This window comes from Flavobacterium sandaracinum (assembly GCF_004349135.1).
Taxonomy (GTDB): Bacteria; Bacteroidota; Bacteroidia; order Flavobacteriales; family Flavobacteriaceae; genus Flavobacterium; species Flavobacterium sandaracinum.
The window spans coordinates 167,627-189,199 of the sequence record NZ_SMFN01000002.1; the positions used below are offsets into that span (position 1 = coordinate 167,627).

Annotated in this window: 20 protein-coding genes and 1 tRNA gene; 6 read left to right on the top strand and 15 right to left on the bottom strand. The window is 33.5% G+C overall.

What is annotated here, in order from left to right:
* Positions 1 to 73 precede the first annotated feature (73 nt).
* Positions 74 to 147 (bottom strand) — tRNA-Arg (locus tag E0F91_RS02645).
* A gap of 93 nt (positions 148 to 240) precedes the next feature.
* Between E0F91_RS02645 and E0F91_RS02650 the strand changes: the two genes are divergently transcribed.
* A complete protein-coding gene (locus tag E0F91_RS02650; RefSeq protein WP_132064801.1) occupies positions 241 to 753 on the top strand; it encodes an adenine phosphoribosyltransferase in 513 nt (170 codons plus the stop codon).
* Here the strand turns inward: E0F91_RS02650 and E0F91_RS02655 are convergent.
* From E0F91_RS02655 to E0F91_RS02670, 4 genes are all read right to left on the bottom strand, one after another.
* The gene (locus E0F91_RS02655; RefSeq protein ID WP_132064802.1) at positions 750 to 890 is read right to left on the bottom strand and encodes an SsrA-binding protein; all 141 of its coding nucleotides are present in this window, start codon (positions 888 to 890) and stop codon (positions 750 to 752) included. The genes E0F91_RS02650 and E0F91_RS02655 overlap by 4 nt on opposite strands.
* Positions 891 to 957: 67 nt before the next feature.
* The gene (locus E0F91_RS02660) at positions 958 to 2,988 is read right to left on the bottom strand and encodes a M56 family metallopeptidase (RefSeq protein ID WP_132064803.1); all 2,031 of its coding nucleotides are present in this window, start codon (positions 2,986 to 2,988) and stop codon (positions 958 to 960) included.
* Between the two features lie 39 nt (positions 2,989 to 3,027).
* The gene (locus E0F91_RS02665) at positions 3,028 to 3,393 is read right to left on the bottom strand and encodes a BlaI/MecI/CopY family transcriptional regulator (protein ID WP_073355440.1); all 366 of its coding nucleotides are present in this window, start codon (positions 3,391 to 3,393) and stop codon (positions 3,028 to 3,030) included.
* A gap of 202 nt (positions 3,394 to 3,595) precedes the next feature.
* Positions 3,596 to 4,813 carry an MDR family MFS transporter gene (locus E0F91_RS02670; RefSeq protein ID WP_132064804.1) on the bottom strand — a complete coding sequence of 406 codons (1,218 nt, stop codon included), beginning with the start codon at positions 4,811 to 4,813 and terminating at the stop codon, positions 3,596 to 3,598.
* Between the two features lie 206 nt (positions 4,814 to 5,019).
* Between E0F91_RS02670 and E0F91_RS02675 the strand changes: the two genes are divergently transcribed.
* From E0F91_RS02675 to E0F91_RS02695, 5 genes are read left to right on the top strand one after another with little or no spacing between them, the layout of a single operon-like run.
* Positions 5,020 to 5,622 carry a DUF1684 domain-containing protein gene (locus tag E0F91_RS02675; protein ID WP_132064805.1) on the top strand — a complete coding sequence of 201 codons (603 nt, stop codon included), beginning with the start codon at positions 5,020 to 5,022 and terminating at the stop codon, positions 5,620 to 5,622.
* Positions 5,622 to 6,293, top strand: a complete 672-nt coding sequence (locus E0F91_RS02680) for a TatD family hydrolase (RefSeq protein WP_132064806.1) — start codon at positions 5,622 to 5,624, stop codon at positions 6,291 to 6,293. The genes E0F91_RS02675 and E0F91_RS02680 overlap by 1 nt, the downstream gene beginning before the upstream one ends.
* Positions 6,294 to 6,304: 11 nt before the next feature.
* Positions 6,305 to 7,018 carry a tRNA threonylcarbamoyladenosine dehydratase gene (locus E0F91_RS02685; protein ID WP_132064807.1) on the top strand — a complete coding sequence of 238 codons (714 nt, stop codon included), beginning with the start codon at positions 6,305 to 6,307 and terminating at the stop codon, positions 7,016 to 7,018.
* A gap of 55 nt (positions 7,019 to 7,073) precedes the next feature.
* Positions 7,074 to 7,748 (top strand): HAD family hydrolase, encoded by a 675-nt coding sequence (locus E0F91_RS02690; protein WP_132064808.1) that lies wholly within the window; start codon positions 7,074 to 7,076, stop codon positions 7,746 to 7,748.
* A gap of 51 nt (positions 7,749 to 7,799) precedes the next feature.
* Positions 7,800 to 8,645 carry a DUF2911 domain-containing protein gene (locus tag E0F91_RS02695; protein WP_132064809.1) on the top strand — a complete coding sequence of 282 codons (846 nt, stop codon included), beginning with the start codon at positions 7,800 to 7,802 and terminating at the stop codon, positions 8,643 to 8,645.
* An 853-nt stretch (positions 8,646 to 9,498) separates the two neighbouring features.
* On the opposite strand, the gene E0F91_RS02700 is transcribed toward E0F91_RS02695, so the two are convergent.
* The 10 genes from E0F91_RS02700 to E0F91_RS02745 form a co-directional block, all read right to left on the bottom strand.
* Positions 9,499 to 11,223, bottom strand: coding sequence for a sodium:solute symporter family protein (locus E0F91_RS02700; protein ID WP_132064810.1), 1,725 nt, complete (start codon positions 11,221 to 11,223; stop codon positions 9,499 to 9,501).
* A 121-nt stretch (positions 11,224 to 11,344) separates the two neighbouring features.
* Positions 11,345 to 13,876 (bottom strand): PIG-L family deacetylase, encoded by a 2,532-nt coding sequence (locus E0F91_RS02705; RefSeq protein WP_132064811.1) that lies wholly within the window; start codon positions 13,874 to 13,876, stop codon positions 11,345 to 11,347.
* 247 nt (positions 13,877 to 14,123) lie between these two features.
* Positions 14,124 to 14,669 carry a hypothetical protein gene (locus tag E0F91_RS02710; protein WP_132064812.1) on the bottom strand — a complete coding sequence of 182 codons (546 nt, stop codon included), beginning with the start codon at positions 14,667 to 14,669 and terminating at the stop codon, positions 14,124 to 14,126.
* A 176-nt stretch (positions 14,670 to 14,845) separates the two neighbouring features.
* Positions 14,846 to 15,334, bottom strand: a complete 489-nt coding sequence (locus E0F91_RS02715) for a hypothetical protein (RefSeq protein ID WP_132064813.1) — start codon at positions 15,332 to 15,334, stop codon at positions 14,846 to 14,848.
* Between the two features lie 396 nt (positions 15,335 to 15,730).
* A complete protein-coding gene (locus E0F91_RS02720; protein ID WP_132064814.1) occupies positions 15,731 to 16,048 on the bottom strand; it encodes a hypothetical protein in 318 nt (105 codons plus the stop codon).
* 193 nt (positions 16,049 to 16,241) lie between these two features.
* Complete coding sequence (locus E0F91_RS02725; protein ID WP_132064815.1) at positions 16,242 to 18,062, bottom strand: BamA/TamA family outer membrane protein; 1,821 nt, start codon at positions 18,060 to 18,062, stop codon at positions 16,242 to 16,244.
* 96 nt (positions 18,063 to 18,158) lie between these two features.
* Positions 18,159 to 19,358 carry an AI-2E family transporter gene (locus tag E0F91_RS02730; RefSeq protein WP_132064816.1) on the bottom strand — a complete coding sequence of 400 codons (1,200 nt, stop codon included), beginning with the start codon at positions 19,356 to 19,358 and terminating at the stop codon, positions 18,159 to 18,161.
* Between the two features lie 164 nt (positions 19,359 to 19,522).
* Positions 19,523 to 20,053 (bottom strand): mechanosensitive ion channel domain-containing protein, encoded by a 531-nt coding sequence (locus E0F91_RS02735; protein ID WP_132064817.1) that lies wholly within the window; start codon positions 20,051 to 20,053, stop codon positions 19,523 to 19,525.
* Positions 20,054 to 20,066: 13 nt separating this feature from the next.
* Positions 20,067 to 20,651 (bottom strand): Maf-like protein, encoded by a 585-nt coding sequence (locus E0F91_RS02740; RefSeq protein ID WP_132064818.1) that lies wholly within the window; start codon positions 20,649 to 20,651, stop codon positions 20,067 to 20,069.
* Entirely contained in the window at positions 20,644 to 21,564 is a 921-nt protein-coding gene (locus E0F91_RS02745; protein ID WP_132064819.1) for a geranylgeranylglycerol-phosphate geranylgeranyltransferase, read from the bottom strand. Before E0F91_RS02745 ends, E0F91_RS02740 begins: the two co-directional genes overlap by 8 nt.
* Positions 21,565 to 21,573: the final 9 nt, after the last annotated feature.

Here is a 21,573-nt window from a genome sequence, read left to right on the forward strand (position 1 = left end):
TTAAAAATGGACAAACAATTAAATAAAAAATCCCTAAAATACTGATTTTAAGTACTATTAGGGATTTTAAAAGTGACCTTGACTGGATTCAAACCAGTAACCTCTTGAGCCGTAATCAAGTGCGCTATTCAGTTGCGCCACAAGGCCATTTGCAAACCGTTATAATAACTTCATTGCGGGTGCAAATATAAGGATAAATGTGTAATTTGCAACTGTAAAATTGTAAAAAAATAAAAAAAGATGCCGTTAGAAAAGTATATCCGTGATATTCAGGGATTTCCTAAAGAAGGAATTTTGTTTAAAGACATCACTCCGTTGTTAATTGACCCTAAAGCAAGGAAAAAATGCCTTGATATACTGGTTTCTTCACTCGCCAATAAAAAAATTGACAAGGTAATAGGAGTAGAAAGTCGGGGTTTTTTCTTTGGAATGTTAATCGCGCAAGAATTAAATGTTGGTTTTATTCCAGTTCGTAAACCGAATAAGTTGCCTTACGAAACCATTTCTGCAACGTATGATTTAGAATATGGAACCGATACTTTAGAAATACATACTGATGCGATTCAAAAAGGGGACCGAATTCTGATTCACGATGATGTTTTAGCCACCGGAGGAACGGCAAAAGCAGTTTGTGAATTGGTGGAACGATTGGGTGGCGAAATCGTGCAATGCAATTTCCTAATGGAATTGACTTTCTTAAACGGAAGGGCAAAAATTAAAGGGAACGAGATTTTTGCAGCAATAACGTATTAATTTAACGCACGTGTGGTTACATAATACCTGAAACCAATAATGGCCATTTGCCATTTCTTGGCTTTAGCTAAATCCAAACGTTGCTTAGTAAAACTAGGTAATATGACTTTGTTGATTTGTGCTAGGATTTTGAACATAAGGTTTATTTTGGACAAAGATATAAAAAAAGACGGTCTTGATTGAAACCGTCTTTTTTAACACTTACTATTTATTTTCTTTTTGTTTGGCTTGATAGTCCTCCATTTGCTTCTCGTAGACTTTCATTTTCTTTTCGAAGATTTCCATTTTAGCATTAAAAGGCTTCATTTGTTGATCAAATTCATCCATTTTATTTTCAAAATCGGCTATTTGAGGAGCCATTGCTTCCATTTTTGCATTAAATTCTTCCATTTTTTTGTCAAACGCTGCCCATGCTTTTTTATCACCATTTACCGGAGAACCTTTAGGCGCTACAGGCGCTTTTGGAAAATTAAGTGCTTTGGGAGTTTTAAAGTTAAAAGTTGGAGGTGTTGGTGGAGTAGGAGGCGTTGGTGGTTGTTGCATATTGCCTTTACTAGCAACATAGTTTTTAGTAAGGATACGGATGGAATTTTTATTTGACACAGCGTCCTTTTGTACATCAACAGCGGTTATTTGATTTGGATTCATACTTTCAGCTTCGAGAGGGCTTACTTTTTTTCCATCAATATAATAGTCAGCATCTCCCGGAACACCATTTACCTCTTTAGTCACCTTTGTAACGGTGTACGTGTCTTTTGTTATTTTATGAATAGATATTTTGTTTGGATCAATTTTTTCAGTGCCTAAGTCGCTATATGGAATTTTAAAAGTGAATTGAGAAGCATTTTCATCAGTTTTCTCTTTTGTCGTAATTTTGATAATAGATTGATCCTTATTTTTACTTACATCCATTGTTTTAATAGCTTTTGGATCTAATTTATCTAACTCGTTTTGAGTTGTTTTTACCCCATTGATAAAAATTTCTTTGGTTGTAGACAAAGGTGCGTTAGGAGAAATTAAAACACTTTTTTTATTCAATTGAATATCATCTTCAGCGAAATCTATGGTAAGGATTCCGTTTTCATTTTTAGAAATAATGATTCCAAATGTATTGATAGCTTCAGTTCCTTTGATTGCCATTTCCTGATTCTTTTCCTCTCCTTTTTGTAAATTAACTTTAATAGCGATTAATTCATTTTTTGAGTTTCTTTTTATCCTAGAAAAAACGGCCTTTATTCCATAGTTTTTGTTTAAAGCAGTAGTTTTTTCTTTAAGTTCTTCATCTGTAGTATTTTTATTTATTTTGTACACATCCACTGAATTTTCAATTGCTGTGGAAGATTCGATTATCATTTTTTCTGAACTTTTTTCCTGTGCAATGGTTTCAATTTGGAATAAAAACATAAAGGCAAATAGGGCAGGAAGTACAAGTGCATACTTCCAAGAATTCCTTTTGTTTGATTGATTTTTGTTTAACATAACGATTCGTTTTTTGATTAATGATTGATAAAAATGATTAGTAATGGCAACACAATTTTCGTGTGTTGTTATTTTTAAAAGCGTGAGTTGATAGGCTTTTTTGTCAGATAGCTTTTTTGTGGCTACGCTATCAGCAATGAATTCCAAGTTTTGTAAAATGGCCTTTTTGTACAGCCAAATGAATGGGTTGAACCAAAAAATAACGCAAAAAATTCTAGAAATCAACACATCTACAGTATGATTTTGTTCGCTATGCACCTTTTCGTGCTCTAAAATATTCTGTAATTCAAAACTGCTGTATAAGGAAGAATTGTAAACGATTGTATTAAAATAGGAGAAAGGAGCAATATTTTCTGAGGTATCTATAAATTTAAAATCAGCCTGACGTTCTATTGTTTTTCCTTTAAAAATCTTTCGCAGGCTATAAAAATCAAACCCAAATTTGGTCAACAAACCTAATGCTATTGTGCAGTAAGTCAAAGCCAATCCCAAATAAATATACTCCTCAGTATGATTTTCCTCAGCGACGGTTCTTATCGGTAAGGAAGACCAATCATAATTTACAGGTGTAGGTTCTACCCAGATTATTTGGGTGAAAACTACTAACGGCAAAACAGTAGCAGTTAGTAATCCTGCTAAGAGGAACCAACGATTTGCAGTAAAAAAAGTTTCTTTGCGCAATAGAAAATGATACGCTATAAAAAACAAAAAAAGTAAACCGCAGGATTTGGTTAGGTAGATTGCTACTGATTCCATAAATAATTATTTTAGAAAATGGTATTTATAAACATACAACTATTTTGCTTCTTGATTTTCAATCATGGCTAAAATCTCTCGTAATTCCGCAGCTGAAATCTTCTCTTCTTTGGCAAAATGAGACACCATATTTTTATAGGAACTATTGAAATAATTATCGATTGCCGTGTGCATAAAGCGTTTTCTATAGTCCTCTAAACTTACAATAGGATAGTATTGGTGCGTGTTTCCAAAAGCATTATGAGATACAAAACCTTTTTCTTCCAGATTACGTACAATAGTAGAAAGTGTGTTGTAATGCGGTTGATCCTCTGTGATTTCAGCCAGGACTTCTTTTACAAATGCTTTTTTTAGCTTCCATAAAATGTGCATGATTTCCTCTTCTTTGTTGGTCAGTTTTTGCATGATTTTTTTATTTAAATCAAACGTACAACTATATTTTTAGTTTGCAAACTATTTTTATAGTTATTTAACTAATTTTTTAGTTTTTAACAGATGGAGGAACTGAATTGAAGGGTTAAATCACGTTTTTGAAACGCAAAATAACTCCAAAAAATGCTAATGCATTTATCTAAATACGGTAGAGAAAAATAATTTTAGGAAACTATTAGTCTTGCTCTTTTCGAACTAATTTTTGCAGCCAGATACAACCCGCTACCGAAAGTATTCCCAGTGTTCCCATGACAAACCAGTTGGCTTGGTATCCAAAAGTGGCAATAATTTCCAGTCCGGTTTTAGAACTCGCAATGTGTGCTAAACTGAAACTCATCGTAAACAAAGCCATATAGCGTCCTTCGTGGCCTTTTGGCGCGCGACTTAAAGCAAAAGAGTTGGAGAAAGGAAAGATGAACATTTCGCCAAAAGTGATAAAAAGTATACTCACAATTAGTATTCCTGCCCACATATTAATCATTAAAACGTAGAAACTTAGCGACATCAGGAAGGAACCCCAAAGAATAATTTTAAGTGTATCGATGCCTTTTCTTTGGCTAAAACTAACAATTGGCATTTCCAGAAAGAAAATCAACAGTCCATTTAGGGATAATAAAAGCCCGCTTTGAAACTCTGTTAACCCAAATTTTTCATTGTGATACAGCGGTAAAGTGGTGAAAAGTTGAAAGAAAAGCATGGCTGTAATAAAACAAATAAAGAGAAAAATCCAGAATATTTTGTCTTTGAAAACAGAAGCTGGAATCTCGGTTTCGCTATTGGCGGAGTCTAAATCGGCTGGTTTTTTGCGTTCTTTTACTAATACCGTAAAAATTAATATCGAAATAATACACGAACTTCCATCTACCCAAAATAATCCGCTGTACCCTAAATTCATAATGATTAAACCGCCCAAAGCTGGTCCTGCGGTAAAACCTAAATTTACTGCCAGTCGAACTAGAGTCAGCGCTCTGGTGCGATTCTCAGGTTTAGCGTACGTCGCCAAGGACACAAACATTGCGGGACGAAACATGTCAGCCACGGTCATTATAACGAACATTCCAATGCATAATCCCCAGAAAGTCCGAATGTATTGTACCAAAAACAGTAATATTCCGCTAGTGAATAAACTGAAAACCATGATTTTATAAAAACCTATTTTGTCGGATAATTTACCGCCAAGCCACGAACCTAACATGGAACCAAAACCAAAAGCAACCATAATCCAGCCCACTTGTGCATAGGAAAAACTCAAATCTTCTTTCAAATACTTGGACAAAAACGGTAAAACCATTGTACCCGCACGATTGATAAAAGTGATGAGTGTCAGAATCCAAATTTCTCTGGTAAAGCCTCTGAAATTATTTATGTAACGTTGAAAAGCAGTTTTGAGCATAAGGTTCATTTCTAAGCCACAAATTTACAATGTTTTTTAGGAGCTTTTTCCAGCTATTCGTTACAATCTTTTATTTTTTTAAGAAAAAAATAAAAGGATTTTCACTGCTATCTGGGCTAGGAATCCGTCTTATAAACTTATTTATTCCAATATATAAACGTTGCCGCTTTATAACTTTTAAGCTATTTTTGCATAAAATCATACAAATGAAAAATCTGCTGCTTTTTGTGTTTTTAGTTCAATTGAATTTTTGCTTTGGCCAAAATAAATTTGATGTTTCGGCGGTGGAAAAATTCCAAACAGAATTGAATGCAGAATATGCCGATGCAAAGACAAGTCCGCTGACTGCAGAAGACTTGGCAGTTTTTAAAACGCTGGATTTTTATCCTGCAAACGAAACTTTTTATGTGGTTGCAAAGTTAATCAGGATGCCAAAAGAGAAGCCGTTTGAAATGAAAACATCAACGGACAGAAAACCAGTGTATGTCAAATATGGTGAACTTTTTTTCACAATTGATGGTCGGGATTTTAAACTGAATGTGTATAAAAATATTGAACTTTCAAAAAAGAAGGAGTACAAAGACTATTTATTTCTGCCGTTTTCTGATTTGACTTCAGGTCACGAAAGTTATATTGGGGGGAAATATATCGATTTAAGAATTCCAAAAGGAGATGCCATTGTGCTTGATTTTAATACGTCTTACAATCCGTATTGCGCGTACAATTCGAAATATTCTTGTCCAAAAGTTCCTTTAGAAAACGATTTGGATATCGAAATAAAAGCTGGAGTCAAAAAATTTCACGACTAATGGAATACTTTAATCTGCACACTCACAAATTCACCAATCAGTCCAACGTATTGGAATTAGTAAATCAATATCCACAGGAATTTGATGCAAGAATTCCGTATTATTCCATCGGGATTCATCCCTGGTTTATTGTTGAAGAACGAATAGAAGCTGATTTGGCGATAATAGAAAGTAAATTACAAGAGGCAAGTTGTCTCGCTGTGGGCGAATGCGGATTGGACAAACGCATCGAAATTCCTATGGAATTACAAGAAATGGTTTTTGAAAAGCAATTGCTTTTGGCACAACATTACAATAAACCAGTTGTGATACATTGCGTCGCTGCTTTTCAGGAATTGATAACCATAAAGAAAAAATTGAATATTTCAGTTCCAATCTTGATTCATGGGTTTTCCAAAAATGCACAAATTGCCAAACAATTAGTGGACAATGGATTTTATATTTCGTTTGGAAAATATTTGTTACTCAATAAGGAATTAGAAGCTGTTTTTATTAGCGTCCCCAATAGTCGATTTTTTCTGGAAACAGATACAGTTGAAGAAGGAATTGAAGCTGTTTATGAATTGGCAGCAAAATACAAAAGAGTTTCTGTTAATGAAATACAGGAACTTGTGAATAGTAATTTTAATAAAGTTTTTGATTTTAGATTGTTCAAGAACTTTAAACTTTAAACAAAAAAACAATGGCAGAGTGGACAGAAAGAGCCGAACTTTTATTCAAAAAAGAAGGTTTAGATAATTTAAAAAATGCAAATGTACTGGTTGTAGGATTGGGAGGCGTTGGTTCTTTTGCCGCTGAATTTTTAGCAAGAGCAGGAGTGGGAACGATGACGATTGTTGATGGCGACGTAGTTGATATTACAAATATTAACCGTCAATTACCCGCGTTACATTCGACTGTGGGGCAACCAAAAATCACCGTTGTTGGAGATCGATTGATGGATATCAATCCCGAATTAAAATTGACTCGGGTACAAGAATTTCTTTCGCCGGAGCGTGCTTTTGAGATTGTTTCAGAAGAATTTGATTATGTTTTAGACTGCATCGACAGTGTGACTCCAAAGTTGAATTTGATTATTGCCGCCAAACGAAAAAGAGTCAAAATCATAAGTAGCATGGGCGCAGGCGGGAAAATGGAAGCCTCTAAAGTGAAAGTGACGGATATTACGAATACCGTAAATTGCTTCTTTGCTAAAACCATTCGCCGCCGATTGAAAGAATTTAAAATTGACAAATTAAAAGTGGTTTTTTCATCTGAAATTCAAGATGAAGCAAGTCTTAAAATGACCGATGGTTCCAATTTTAAAAAATCATTTTACGGGACAAACAGTTACATGCCTGGGTTATTTGGTTTGTACGCTGCCGAAACCGTGATTCGCTATTTGTTAAAAAAATAGTGTCGGCTTTTCAGTCTCTGTTTTAGAATTTAAAACTCATAATTTATAATTACAAATGATACAAACCGTAATTTTTGACATGGATGGTGTAATAGTTGATACTGAACCCGTACACCGTTATGCTTATTTTAAACAATTCGGCGAATTGAATATTCCAGTTACGGAGGAAATGTACACTTCATTTACCGGTTTTTCGACTCGAAATACGTTTCAGAAATTGAAAGAGTTTTTTGTAATTGACCATGAAGTGGAAGATTTGATCCAAAGAAAACGTACTATTTTTAACGATGCTTTTGACAGTAAAGCCGATTTGGAATTACTGGAAGGTGTTGAAAATCTAATTAAAGATTTACATCAAAACGGAGTGCAATTGATTTTGGCGTCTTCGGCTTCCAAAGTGACAATTGAGCGCGTGTTTAGCCGCTTTAAGTTGCATGATTATTTTACGCATGTGGTAAGCGGGGAAGATTTTCCTAAATCGAAACCACATCCTGCTATTTTTGAACATGCAGCGAGTTTATCAATTGCGCCGAAAGTAAGCTGTATTGTGATTGAAGACAGTACGAATGGGATAAAAGCGGCCAAAGCTGCCGGAATTTTGTGCGTGGGGTATAACAGTATTCACTCTGAGGCGCAAGATTTATCACAAGCAGATTTTGTTATTAATCACTTTAACGAATTAGGTTTTGAAACCGTTACGAATATTGATTCTAAATTAAGGAATAATTAACATTTGAAAGCCATTGAATTTGTAAATTTGGAGATCATAAAAATTTAAAACATGAAAAAAATAATCATTGTATTTGCCATTATTATAGCAAATTTCACCATTGAGGCACAGGTAAAAACACCTCAGTCAAGTCCAAAATCTACTATCATGCAAGCTGTAGGTTTGACAGATGTAGAGATTAATTATTCAAGACCAAGCGCAAGAGGAAGAGCCGTTTTTGGTAATTTAATCCCTTTTGGAAAAGTATGGAGAACTGGAGCTAATGAAAATACAACAGTATCTTTTAGCGACGATGTTGTTATAGATGGTAAAACGTTGAAAAAAGGAACTTATTCTTTATTTACAGTTCCAAAAATAGAAAGTTGGGAAATCATTTTCTACAAAACTACTGATAACTGGGGTAATCCAGAAGAATGGAAAGAAGACAATGTAGCACTTAGAGCGACTGTTAAACCAGAAACATTGAATAAAAGTGTGGAAACATTTACTATTGGAATTAGTGGTTTAGACAATAATTTTGCTTTTTTAGAAATATATTGGGAGAACTCGTATGCTGCTGTAAAATTTGAAGTTCCTACGCAGCAAAAAGCAACGGCTAATATTGAGAAAGCTTTATCTGGACCAACAAGCGCAGATTATTTTTCTGCTGCTCAATTTTTATTCCAATCTAATGGTGATACTGCTAAAGCGTTAGTTTATGTAAACAAAGCGCTGGATATGACTAAAGACAAACCTTTTTGGTATAACAGATTAAAATCGTTGATTCAGGCAAAACTTGGAGATAAAAAAGGAGCAATCGAAACGGCTAAAGCATCACTTGCCGCAGCTGAAATTGCTAAAAATCAAGATTACGTAAAGATGAATAAAGATAGTATTGCAGAGTGGAGTAAAAACTAATTTCTCTCAATTCTAGTGCAAAATCCCGTCTCGGTAATTATCGAGACGGGATTTTTTTTGCATTTCATTTAGGTTTTTAACTATAGATTCGCAGATTATATTTGGATTATAGTATATGTAAAAGAAGAAGAAACAACCGCAGATTCGCAGATTAGTTGTTTTCTGTTTTTGTTTCGATGTAGTAAAGAACAGCCACAGATTCGCAGATTCTATTTGGATTATAGTGACATGTAAAAGGAGAAGAAACAACCGCAAATTCGCAGATTAGTTGTTTTCTGTTTTTGTTTCGATGTAGTAAAGAACAGCCACAGATTCGCAGATTATATCTGGATTATAATTACGTATAAAATGAGAAGAAACAACCGCAGATTCGCAGATTTATTATTTCTGTTTTTGTTTCGATGTAGTAAAAAACAGCCACAGATTCGCGGATTATATCTGGATTATAATTACGTATAAAATGAGAAGAAACAACCGCAGATTCGCAGATTAGTTGTTTTCTGTTTTTGTTTCGATGTAGTAAAAAACAGCCACAGATTCGAAGATTATATCTGGATTATAGTGACATGTAAAGGAGAAGAAACAATCGCAGATTCGCAGATTTGTTGTTTTCTGTTTTTGTTTCGATGTAGTAAAAAACAGCCACAGATTCGCAGATTATATTTGGACTACTAAAGAGTGTAAAATGAGAAGAAACAACCGCAATTTAGCAAATTTGTTGTTTGTGTTTAGTGATTGGATTTACCTAAAAAATAACCGCAAATTCGCGAATATTTATAATCTGCGAATCTGCGGCCAATTAATTTCAACAGCTAAATTTCATTTATTTATTTTAAAAATAAACGATTTTACCTTAGGCTACAACTACTTTTTGTTTCCTAAAAATCGTCCATTGCAACAACAATGAAATTACTATCGTTAACATCGCTCCAATGAAATTAAGCCACAAATAACCCAGTTTTTCTTCTCCGCTTGGGAAAATATAAATGGCATAATAGAAGATCATGAAAATAGTAAGCTGACTAATTACGGCACTGTAAAATATAGCTTTAGATTGGACTTTATGGATGTAAAAACCAACCAAAAATATGCCCAATACGGTTCCATAAAAAATGGATCCAATGATGTTTACCAACTGAATTAAATTTTCAAACAGCGTTCCTATACAAGCAAAAAGGATTGCAATAATTCCCCATAATAAAGTGAAAAATTTAGTTGCATACAGATAATGACGTTCTGATTTTTCTCCTTTTACATTGCGTTTGTAAATATCAATTGCTGTGGTAGAGGCTAGTGCATTTAACCCTGAAGCCGTAGAGGACATGGCTGCTGAAATAATTACTGCTAACAATAAACCAATAAGTCCTTTGGGTAAATAATTTAGGATAAAATGAAAAAACACATAATCTTTGTCGTTCGTTTCACTGTTACTATCCGCTTTAAGGATTATTTCTTTGGCGCGATCTCTCAAATCTTTTTCTTTATTGGACAAAGCCACTAATTCTTTTCGAAGAATTGGATTGTCATAATCCTGATTGAGCTGATCAATATACAAAAGGTTAATTACTTTTTTATCTTCGGATAAATCGTTTAATTTATTCTCCAAAGCATTGTATTCGCCTTTGAAAGATGATTTTTCAATCATGGCTTTGTTGTTTGGATTAAAATTTAAAGGAACAGGATTGAATTGAAAAAAAACAAAAACCATAACCCCAGTCAATAAAATGAAGAACTGCATAGGAACTTTTAAAAGTCCGTTCATAATTAATCCCATTTGACTTTCTCTAACAGATCTTCCCGATAAATAACGTCCTACCTGAGATTGATCGGTTCCAAAATAAGCTAAAGCCAAGAAGAAACCACCTGTTATTCCACTCCAAAACGTATATTTTTCTTCTGGGTCAAAAGAAAAGTTGACGATATTCATTTTATCATTTGCACCAGCAATATGTAACGCACTGGTGAAAGTCATATCGTTTGGTAAATAATGCAATATCAGAAAAAACGTGATAAACATTCCCGACATGATGACAAACATTTGCTGTTTTTGAGTAACGTTTACCGCTTTGGTTCCACCTGAAAACGTATAGATAATTACCAAAACCCCAATAATAATATTCATGTAAGTAAGATTCCAACCCAATATTGCCGACAAAATAATCGCTGGCGCATAAATAGTCAATCCAGTTCCTAAACCTCTTTGGAACAAGAAAAGAATGGCTGCAAGGGAACGCGTTTTTAAATCAAACCTTTTTTCGAGGTATTCATAAGCGGTGTAAACTTTGTATTTATGGTATAAGGGAATAAAAGTGACGCAAATTACCACCATCGCAATAGGCAGCCCAAAATAGAATTGTACAAAACCCATTCCGTCGTGATAAGCCTGTCCGGGAGTGGAAAGAAACGTAATGGCACTGGCTTGTGTGGCCATTACAGAAAGTCCCACAACATGCCAAGGAGTTTCATTGCTTCCCAGAATAAAGTCTTCTACATTTTTGCTTCCTTTGGTTTTCCAAGCGCCATAAATTACAATGAACAGTAAAGTAACTATAAGTATAATCCAATCAAATAATTGCATAATTTAAGCGTATAATTTCATGATGAGACAAAAGATTAAGATGTATATAGCGTTAGCTACAAGCACCCACGTATAATTCTTCTTCCAGGTTTTTATTTTTTTTGTTTCCATTTTATGTGGTTTAAGGCTTGATTTTTTGAGCAGGAATACTTTCTGATGCTTGTAAAGAGATGATATTTGAAATTAATTTATATGCCCCCGTAACCCCTTCTGGCAACTCTCTAAAAAAACTAAGTCCCGTATAAATATAGTGTCCTTTTCCGTATGGAGCAATTAATAAAGCACCGTTTTTAGGAGTTTCTCCCTTATCATTTGAAGATAGAATAGGAGTAAAGGCTTTGTCATATTGACTAGGATAATACAATCCTTGCTCTTGTTTCCAACCTTGAAAATCTTTTGTAGTAATTTTGTTTGGGAAATTCAAAACGGGATGGTTTGGTGCTAAAAATCGCACTTCGGCATCTTCTTCGGTAACGCGGTCGCGAGATAGTTTTAATGGATATGGTGCGATATTTTCGGTTACCAGATCGCCCGCAGTATTGTATTGTACGAGCATTGTTTTTCCGCCTTTTACAAAATCAAAAAGAATTGTTTGCTTATTGGCTAATGCTGCAACGGTATTATAGGCACGAACACCGGTCATCACTACATCAAAATTCTCTAATTTTTCAGGTGTTATTTCTTCTGGTTTCAGCAGTGTTACACGGTATCCCAATTGAGTCAAGCTACTTGGAACTTCATCTCCGGCACCCATAATATAAGCAATTCTCTCCTGATTTGTTTTTAAATCTGTTTTGATGAGTTTAGCTTCTGCTGATTTTAAAACTTGCTGTTTGGTAATGTGATCATAATTAATGATGATTTGCTCTTTGTCAAATCGCTTGTTATCAATTATCGCCACACTTTGGGCAACCGCTTCTTCAGCTTTATTTGGCGCAGTTACCTCAAAATAAACAATTTGTTCCGTTCCCTTTTTTTGGATGTTAAAAGGAATTGATTTTGGAGATGCTTTCCAATTTGCAGGAAGTTCAAGTTTCAAATCACCTTTTACGTTGTCTTTTCCCGCTTTAATTTTTACACCAACATATTTAATTTTTGCATCTTTAAAAAGCAATACTTTGTCAATAATTGATGTAGTCACTTCGGGAACAATATCTAGATAGTTATAGACTTCCCCTTTTACGTCGTCATTGTATTTATAAACGACTGTTCGCTCAAATGGGATTTCGATTCCGTTGATTTGAACGTTAAATACCACTTTAACTTCCCTAATAATATCAGGGATTCCTATGTTTTGTTGTTCGTTGACGGCATACATTCCAACAGTTCCATTTTCTCTTAACCAATACGGTTGTGTGTAGTTAATGGATTCCGGTAATTTTAAATCTACGTTTATAGTATTTAAAATATTATTTTTTAATTCGCGATTTTGTGATGTGATTATGCGTTCTGGTAAAGTGGATACACTGGTTAATTGAATGGAATTGGTACTTCTATTAATGGCTTCTAGTTTCAATTTAATAGTGCTTCCGGGAGTCGCTTCCTGATTTTGGGCAACGGCTTCAAGATACAAACCAGAACAGGCCGCTATAATTTCTTTTATAGCTTCAGATTTCAGTGGAGCCCAATGATTTTCATCCAAAGCTTTCATCATTGCATAGGCTTTCGCCAAATTTGGAATACTTGCTGAAGGATTATTGTGGTCGAAAGCAGCGGCAGTAGCAGTCAATAAATCTCCAATGGCTTTTCCTCCTTTGACACGGTTCCAAGAAGTATCAATTCCTTCAAAAAGTGATTTTTTATCTTTTAAAGCGTCTCCATTTATAAACTCTAAATATTCCGTTTCTTCACCACGTGCACCAGTGCTTCCAAAGCCTTGTGATTGATGGCGACTGCGACTTAAAGCGGCTATTTCTTGGTTTGATTTTCCTAATCCAGCATAATAAACTCCCGTTTCAAGTGCAATTAAATTCGTTTTATCGGCAGCATTAAATTTTTCGATAGTTCCATAAAACCACCAAGAGGTGTTAAAAAACTGGCGTTTGGTTTGCCAAGGTTTCACAAATTGTAATTGTTCTGGAAAAACGGTTGGATCATTAGCTAGTTTGAAACTTTCGACACTCAACATTGCGGATGAAGTGTGATGTCCGTGTGTAGTTCCTGGAGATCGATGATCAAATCGATTAACAATTACATCAGGTTGAAATTTCCGGATGGCCCAAATAACGTCAGCCAATACTTTCTCTTTATCCCAAATTTCTAAAGTCTCTGTTGGATTTTTAGAAAAACCAAAATCATTGGCGCGGGAAAAAAACTGTTCTCCACCATCAATTTTTCGAGCTTCAATAAGTTCTTGGGTTCTAATGACTCCTAATAATTCTCGTAATTGTGTACCTATCAAGTTCTGTCCACCATCACCGCGTGTCAATGATAAATATCCGGTTCTTGCTTTTTGTTCATTGGATAAATAAGAAATTAATCGGGTGTTTTCATCGTCTGGATGTGCTGCTATATAAAGTACTGAGCCTAAAAAATTAAGTTTTTGTATTTGATTGTAAATTTCAATAGCATTTGGTTTTTGGGGTTGTTGTGCAAGTATTACTTGGCAACATAAAAGAAATGCTGTGATAGCTAAAAGGTGTTTTTTTTGCATTTTTTTAAATTTAATTTGCAATAGCTTCAAATGTAGGAATTAAATATTTTTTTCTGAAATGTTTTTAGTTTTCTTTCTACTATTCTGATTTTATTTAACCTGAGACATGTAAACAAGTTTCCTGTTTTGACTATAGAAACATGGGATAGACTATTTCTATAGAAATGTCATGATTAAAAAATAAAAGAGAGAAAACTAGTGGTAGTTTTCTCTCTTATATTTTTTACTTATCTGTTGTGTATTAGTTTTAATCTTTACCATGTCCGCGTCCGCGATCACCTCCGTGACCTTTACCACCTTTTCCTCTGTTATGACTGTAATTTCTATTGTCTCTGCGGTCGTTATCTCTGTGTTTGTTATAATATCTGCGGTTATCATTTTGTCTTGGACTCACATATACACGACGATTATTATTGTAACCTATATTTCTTTGTTCTCTACCATGATATCCTTTATAATATTTGACTTTATGATTTCTAAAGTTATTGTAAGGTCTTGAACCACGATAATCATTAAGTACAACTTTGTAACCACCATACAAATCATAGTTTCTATATTGTCCAGGAAGGTATCTCGAGCGAATCCATCTTCCGCTACCAAAATAAATAAATTGTGTTGCTCTTACATCATAATAGGCTTCGATATCTGGAAGATAATAGTATTCTGCTTGGGCATATCCTACTGGACCCCACGAAGGTGCTCTACCAATATTTACATTTACTGAAACTTGTGCATAAATTGAACTTGATGCAAAGAGGATAATTCCTATGGCGATTAGTTTTAATGTTTTCATCTTTTTTTAATTTAATTCTAATATAAATTTATGGGACTGTGTTTTAATATATCTTTTTTATATTTTTCAACAACTATGCCATATCAAAAAAATTAACATTTAATTAAGAGTTATTGTTCTCAAAAAAAAGAGAGTTTCTAAACAGAATCTCTCTTATAAAATTAATAGGGTCAATATTAATGTTTTCCATTTCCATGGCCACTTTTGCCTTTACCCCCTTTACCTCCATTACCAGTACTTTTATTACCAGTACTTTTGTTTACTCTACTACTATTATTAGACCTAGATCCAATTGATTTTTGAGGTTTTCCTTTATATCCTTTGTAATATTTTACTTTATGATTTTTAAAATTACTATAGGGTCTTGTACCACGGTAATCATTCAACACTACTTTATACCCATTGTATAAGTTATAGTTTCTGTATTGATTGGGAAGGTTTCTAGAGCGAATCCATTTTCCTCCGCCGAAATAAATAAATTGAGTAGCTCTAATATCATAATACGCTTGAACGTCTGGTAAATAATAATAATCAACATTTGAATATCCTGCTGGACCCCATGCTGGTGGACTACCAATATTTACATTTACTGCAACTTGCGCTTGTATAGTATTAGTGCTTACTAAAAAAACTATAGCGACTGCGATTAATTTTAATGTTTTCATGTTTTCTAATGTTTATTTAATAGTCATTTTGTATTTCTTATCTTAAATTTTTAATATAGCCAACAACTATGCCAATAGTAAAAAATAGGGGATCCAAGTAATTATAGTAACCCGTTGGGTGTAATTTATTTTTGATGGCAATTTTTCGTCAGTTCCAGTATTTTTCTCCCGAAGCTGCGGGAAGAAAAATGTTTCGAGAACAAGAAAAATTTCATTAAAAACGCTTCTCGATTCACGACACTTCGAGTTGCGTAGTGTATCGAGACGTTTTGTTCCGTTTTACTTCACAAAAAAACACTCGGACAGACGCTTTGAATAATTGCACCCAACGGGTTATAGTAATAAAAAAAGGAAACGAATAATCGTTTCCTTTTTTTATTCTTATTTTTGATTTGATTATAGTAAAAGAATCAACAATAGGATAACAATAATGATAGCACCTACAGATAAATAAACTCCATTTCCTGTAGATCTTAATTCCGTTTTGATAGCACGAACTTCTTTACGCAATTCTTTTTTCTCTGATGAATTCAAAGAAGACTTGTCCATTTCTTTTATTTCGTCAAGACGATTCAGCAATACCTTAACTTCTGCAGGCACTTCTTTTGGAGTGTTCGTAATTGCTGTTGGATTTTTTTCAGCTGCTAACATTTGAGTAGGAACAACACTTAATGACAATACCATCATCATTAAATAAAAGGTAACTTTTTTCATTTCTTTTGGTTTTAGTTATGAATTTCTATGAGTATAAAAGTAAACAATAGTATGATATAAAATCTTATACAATTATAGTATTAAATTATATAATTTACGCTTTTGTGTTCTGATTATTGTATTTATTGTTTTGTAAGTTAATGATTTATGTATTTCTATATGATTTAAAGTGTTAAGTGGATGTGTGCGGTGGTCATCTATAAATTACAGTCCGAGGCTTTGCCAGTTCAAAATCTTGAAAACCAAAATCAGTTGTCTCAAATGAATTTGTTTTGAAAATGTTTTCTCCATTTCCAGGAATGGAAGGATAATAGGAAAGTGAAATTTGAAAGGCGCTGAATACTAAAAAATCATTATTAATAATTAAACCAATTCCAATTTTTGAATACGCTTTGCTTTCCGCTATTCCATTCTTAGCATTTCCAAGTATTGCAACTGAATAATTTAGATAGGGATTCAATCGAAAACCCCATAAATCCCAGGGTGCATAAGCTTGAGTTTGCAGAGTCAGTAGTGCTTTTTCGGTACCATATTGTGCGATCGTAAATCCATTAAGTCCATAACTCTCGTTGATTGAAAGTTGGTCTCCAATTGCATTCATGCGGTTTGCACCAATGACTAATTGGGGTTTTACGAACTGACGCAATTTCCATCTTCCAATGCTTAGCAGATTAGTAAAATAATTGGCCTGAAAAGAAAATGCTGTTTGTTTTGTTGTTGCTTTTTCAAAAAAAGTTCCTATTTCAAAATTAGCGCTTAGAAACCCCCATTTATAGAAATTTCCAAAAGCAGCACGACCACCCAAATAGTACCGACCGGCATTGTTTTTATATTGATAACCGGTTGTTATACCGTAAATTCTGCCAATGGGTACATCCTCAATAATTCCGTTTCTGAATATAAAGCGGTCTCTAATAAATTTACGGGAAGAAATACCAATACCAACCAAAGCGAGTTTTTCATTGGAATAAAAATCATCGGGATCATATTCAAAAACAGGACTTTCTTGGTATTTAAGATGTAAGAATCGGCCTGTTGTAACTAGATTTGTCGTTCTTTCACTTTCGGTATTACCCTTAAAAATTCTAAAAGCTCGTCCAAGCCAAAAATCGTGTGTATTATATTTAAAATTCTGATAGGCAAAAATTAAATTAGAGTCGGGGACGGTGTCTTTTCTAAATTGCTGATCTATATAAATTCCACCTGCCCATTTTGTCAGCGGGGAATAAAAAGGGCGATCAATTGCTATACTTTTACCATAATATTCTTCTAAATCAATTTGATAACTGGCTCTAGTGTTTATAAAGGTATTTTTTATGTTTGGAATACTATAAGCAACTGAATAAGCGCTTTTGCCATCACTGAATCTATTTCTTATTTTGTTTTCAAATTGATGACCTGATCCTAAAAAATTACGGTCGTTCAGACCAAAACTGACTCGGGAACTTGAAAGGGAGCCTGTAGGAATCAAACTCCATGAATCTAAAACACGAATAGCAATATCAACGGAATCAGGGCTGCTCGGGATTAATTTGGGAGCAATATCCACTCGGTTTATAAAGCGTTGTGTACGGATCAAACGTTCTGATTCTTTAACAAGTAGCGAATCAAAAGGTTTGTTTCTTTTGATCAGTAATAAATTTAATATTGCAAGTCGGTTGGTTTTGATATGGATTTTATTTCCATTCTTTTCCGCCCAATTTTTAGGTTTTTTTAAAGTGTCGGTTTCAGAGTAACCAAAAGGGTCGAGTGTTAGAATGGTAATATTCCTTATTATTTTGCCTTCAAAAGTGCTGTATTCTTTTTGGACTTCTTTTGTTATTTCGTTTTTTATAACTGGCGTTCTAAAAACTATTTTATGCATCAAACGTGTAAACTTGTTCTTCTTGGAATAATTTTTAATATTTGTATATACGTCAGATGAATCTTTCTTTGCCGTTTTTTCCTGAGCGATAGAAGTCTGAAAACAACTAAATAGTACAAGTAGAAAAATTAGATTTATTTTTTTATACATTGTCTGGATATCAACTGTAAAATTAAAAAGCAATCTTAATAAATTTTTTTATCAACTACATTAGAATTTTAAAAAAATAGATTTGATTTTTTTAAATTATCCATCCTTTCGATTACTCGTATTTTCAGTTGTTGTTTCTGTAAACACGGGTAAAGGAAGATCCGTCTTTATTGTGTTTTTTTCAGGTGGTACTTCTGAATCAAAAAGAGGTAATTTAATTTTTCTCCAAGTATAAGTCTTAGGTAGATGATCCCCCATCAAATAACCCCAGGGCTCTAAAGATTCAATTCTGTCAAAAATTACTTTTAAAACGGCCAGTATCGGAAGTGCTAAAAACATACCGGAAACTCCTGCAATTGCTCCACCAATAATGATTCCAACAATGGATATAAACGCATTTATTTCAACTTTTGAACTTACAATCATTGGTACAACAATATTATTATCAATGATTTGTACTACAATCGTAACTGCTATAACACCCACTATGATCGATAAATCAGGAGAACCCGTCAACGATGCAATAATACTTAATAAACCAGCAAGAAGGATTCCAATGTATGGGATTAAATTGAGAATCCCAGTTATTATTCCTAATAGAATAGCGTATTTTACACCAATTAACATAAACCCAAGCGTAGTCATAGTTGCAATTAAAATCATTTGGATTATTAAGCCAACAATATAACTATTGATTGCTACTCTTATATTCGTTAATATATCTTTTAGTTGTTCATGCTTTTCTTTGTTTACTAATTTAGCTAAGAACAGTAAAAAATGAGTTCGGTATAAAAGAATTAAAAAAGTATATATAGGAATTAAAGTTAAATTAACTACAATATCCGTAAGAGACAGCAGCGTTGTACCTAGTATTTCTTTTCCTTTTTCCATCGAATCTTTTGTGGCGGAATCGATGTACTCTTTTTGTTCTCTAGAGCTTAAATGAAAATTATCTCTGATAAAACCCTGAATGTTTCTAATATGAATCGAAATGTTTCTTTCAATTTTATCAAAATCGGCTGCGAAATCGCTAATTTGAAAAGATAAAAAAACGAATAATCCAATAAAAATCAGCACAAATAAAATTACGGAAATCATAACCGCTAGGACATGCGGTAAACGAATTCTAACTTTAAAAAACTGGACAACAGGATATAACAATATGGCAAATAAAAATGAGATCATCACCGGTACTAAGATATCTTGACCAATATAAAAAATAAAGAAAATGGATATCAATCCTAGCAAAGTGAGTGCTAGTTTAGCGTAAAAGGGCAATTTAAGAATGTCATTCATTTCTTTTTGGGTATTTCTTTATAAAAAGTAATTATTCTACTCGCAAATATGCGTAATTATAAAAAGTAAAGTATTACATATTTTTTAGCAATTGTTGCATAATTATCACTTCTTAATTAAGTACTTACTAATAAAAAATAAATTAGCATTCATAAAGTTATGAATTAATCTACATATTCTTTGTCATTGAATTGTTTTTCTAATATCGAGATTCCTTTCTGTAAAAGAAGATTGTTGGGATAGATGATTGTTTCTCCATCACTTGTTTTTAAGAAAACATGAAAAGCACCAATGTCCTCAATTTCAGCCATAAAAGGAAAATCTTTATCATGTATTTTTATAACATCACCAATTTTAAATGGAAACGAAAAGAACAAAATGATACCCGCTGTAATATTGCTTAGAATGGACCATTGCGCAAACAAAGCTACACCTACAACGGTTGTAAAAGAAGAAAGTGCAATAATGATGTCTTTAGTTTGCACTCCCCATATAATTATTAGAGCTATTATCACTAAAATATTAATGAACAAATGCATGTATTTAATCACTAAATTCGTTCTGCGCTCTAAAGTTTGGTTTGTCTTTGCATACCGCCGCACCAGTTTTGTAGCAACAATTCTTAAAAAAATAAGCAAAGTTCCTAGAATTCCACTAGCAATTAGTTCCCGTGAATATTCGTGTAGTATTGACATTTCCATACCGTATTTAAGCTAGTTTTTTTAAATATTCATATACTTTATCCGTTGGCATTCCCATCACATTTGCATAGGAACCTTCAATTTTTGAAACGCCAATAAAACCAATCCACTCCTGAATTCCGTATGAACCGGCTTTATCATAGGGCTTGTAATTCTCTAAATAATAACGAATCGATTCATCGCTTAATTCATTGAAAGTGACTTTTGTTATTTCATACAATACATCTACTTTTTCATTGGTTTTAAAGCAAACCGAAGTGATGACTTCATGAGTAGCATTCGACAAGGATTTCAAGATTTCAAATGCATCTTGTTCGCTTTTTGGTTTACCCAAAGCTTTATTGTTGTGCCAGACAATGGTATCACTAGTGATCAGAATTTCATTCGGTTTTAATTCTCCTTCAAAAGCACTGGCTTTCAATTCAGCCAAATAATTAGTGATTTTGTGCGCTTTCAATTCGGCAGGATAAATCTCTTCAATTTCTTTCAATCGAATTTCAAAATCCAAGTCTAAATCCTTGAAGAATTGCTGACGTCTCGGTGAACCCGATGCCAGAATTAAAGTGTATTTTTTTAATTGATTTCTAAGCATTGTATTTTAAATTTAAACTAATAATAACAACAGATAAAATTCCAAAAAGCAAAATCCATTTTAAAAGTATACTTAAAAAATGGAATTCTTTTTTGGTTGTAGCCGACCACATTTTTACAGTAAAAAAAAGTAATGGACCTACAACAAAAAGCAACATATATAATGTCACGAATAGTAAATTGAACAAGTATTTATTGATGTAAAATACAATAAATAAAAGTGGAATGAAACTCAATCCAAAAACTATTTTTCCAGTTCTGGATTTTCCTATTGCAATAGGTAAGGTGTTCATTCCTTGATTGTAATCACCGTCTGTATCCTCAATGTCTTTAACTATTTCTCGAAGCAGATTAATCATAAAAGCAAAAATTGCATAATCCAATAGGATTGAAAAAAAGATTCTCATTTCTTGCTGATTGTCTATTCCTGTTGCAGGATATAAATCAAAAACTCCAATAATAACCACACTAAAAGAAAGCAATAAGGCAACTATAATATTACCAATGAGCATCATTTGTTTCAAACTGCTGGCATACAAATAAAGTGCACTAGCAATCAGAATAAAAAGAGAGGCAAAACCTGGTTTTGCTATAACATTTGACAAATAGAAACCAATTGCCACGCCTGTTACAGTAAGTCCAATGTAAAAATTATAGGCTTGCGTTTCCGAAATGTTTTTGCCTACAATTACTGAATTGGGCTTATTGATCTGATCTGTGTCTTGATCAAAGATATTATTTATCACATAGCCACCGGCAGCAATCAAAACGGTTGATAAAATCAGTAACCCATATTGCCAATCTGCTAATGCCAGTGAAACATTTTGAATTTTAAAAAATCCGTACCTAAAAATAAGCTGCATAAAAGCAAGCATCAGCAGGTTTTGGTAGCGGATGAGTTTTAGGAATTTCATTTAAAAGTT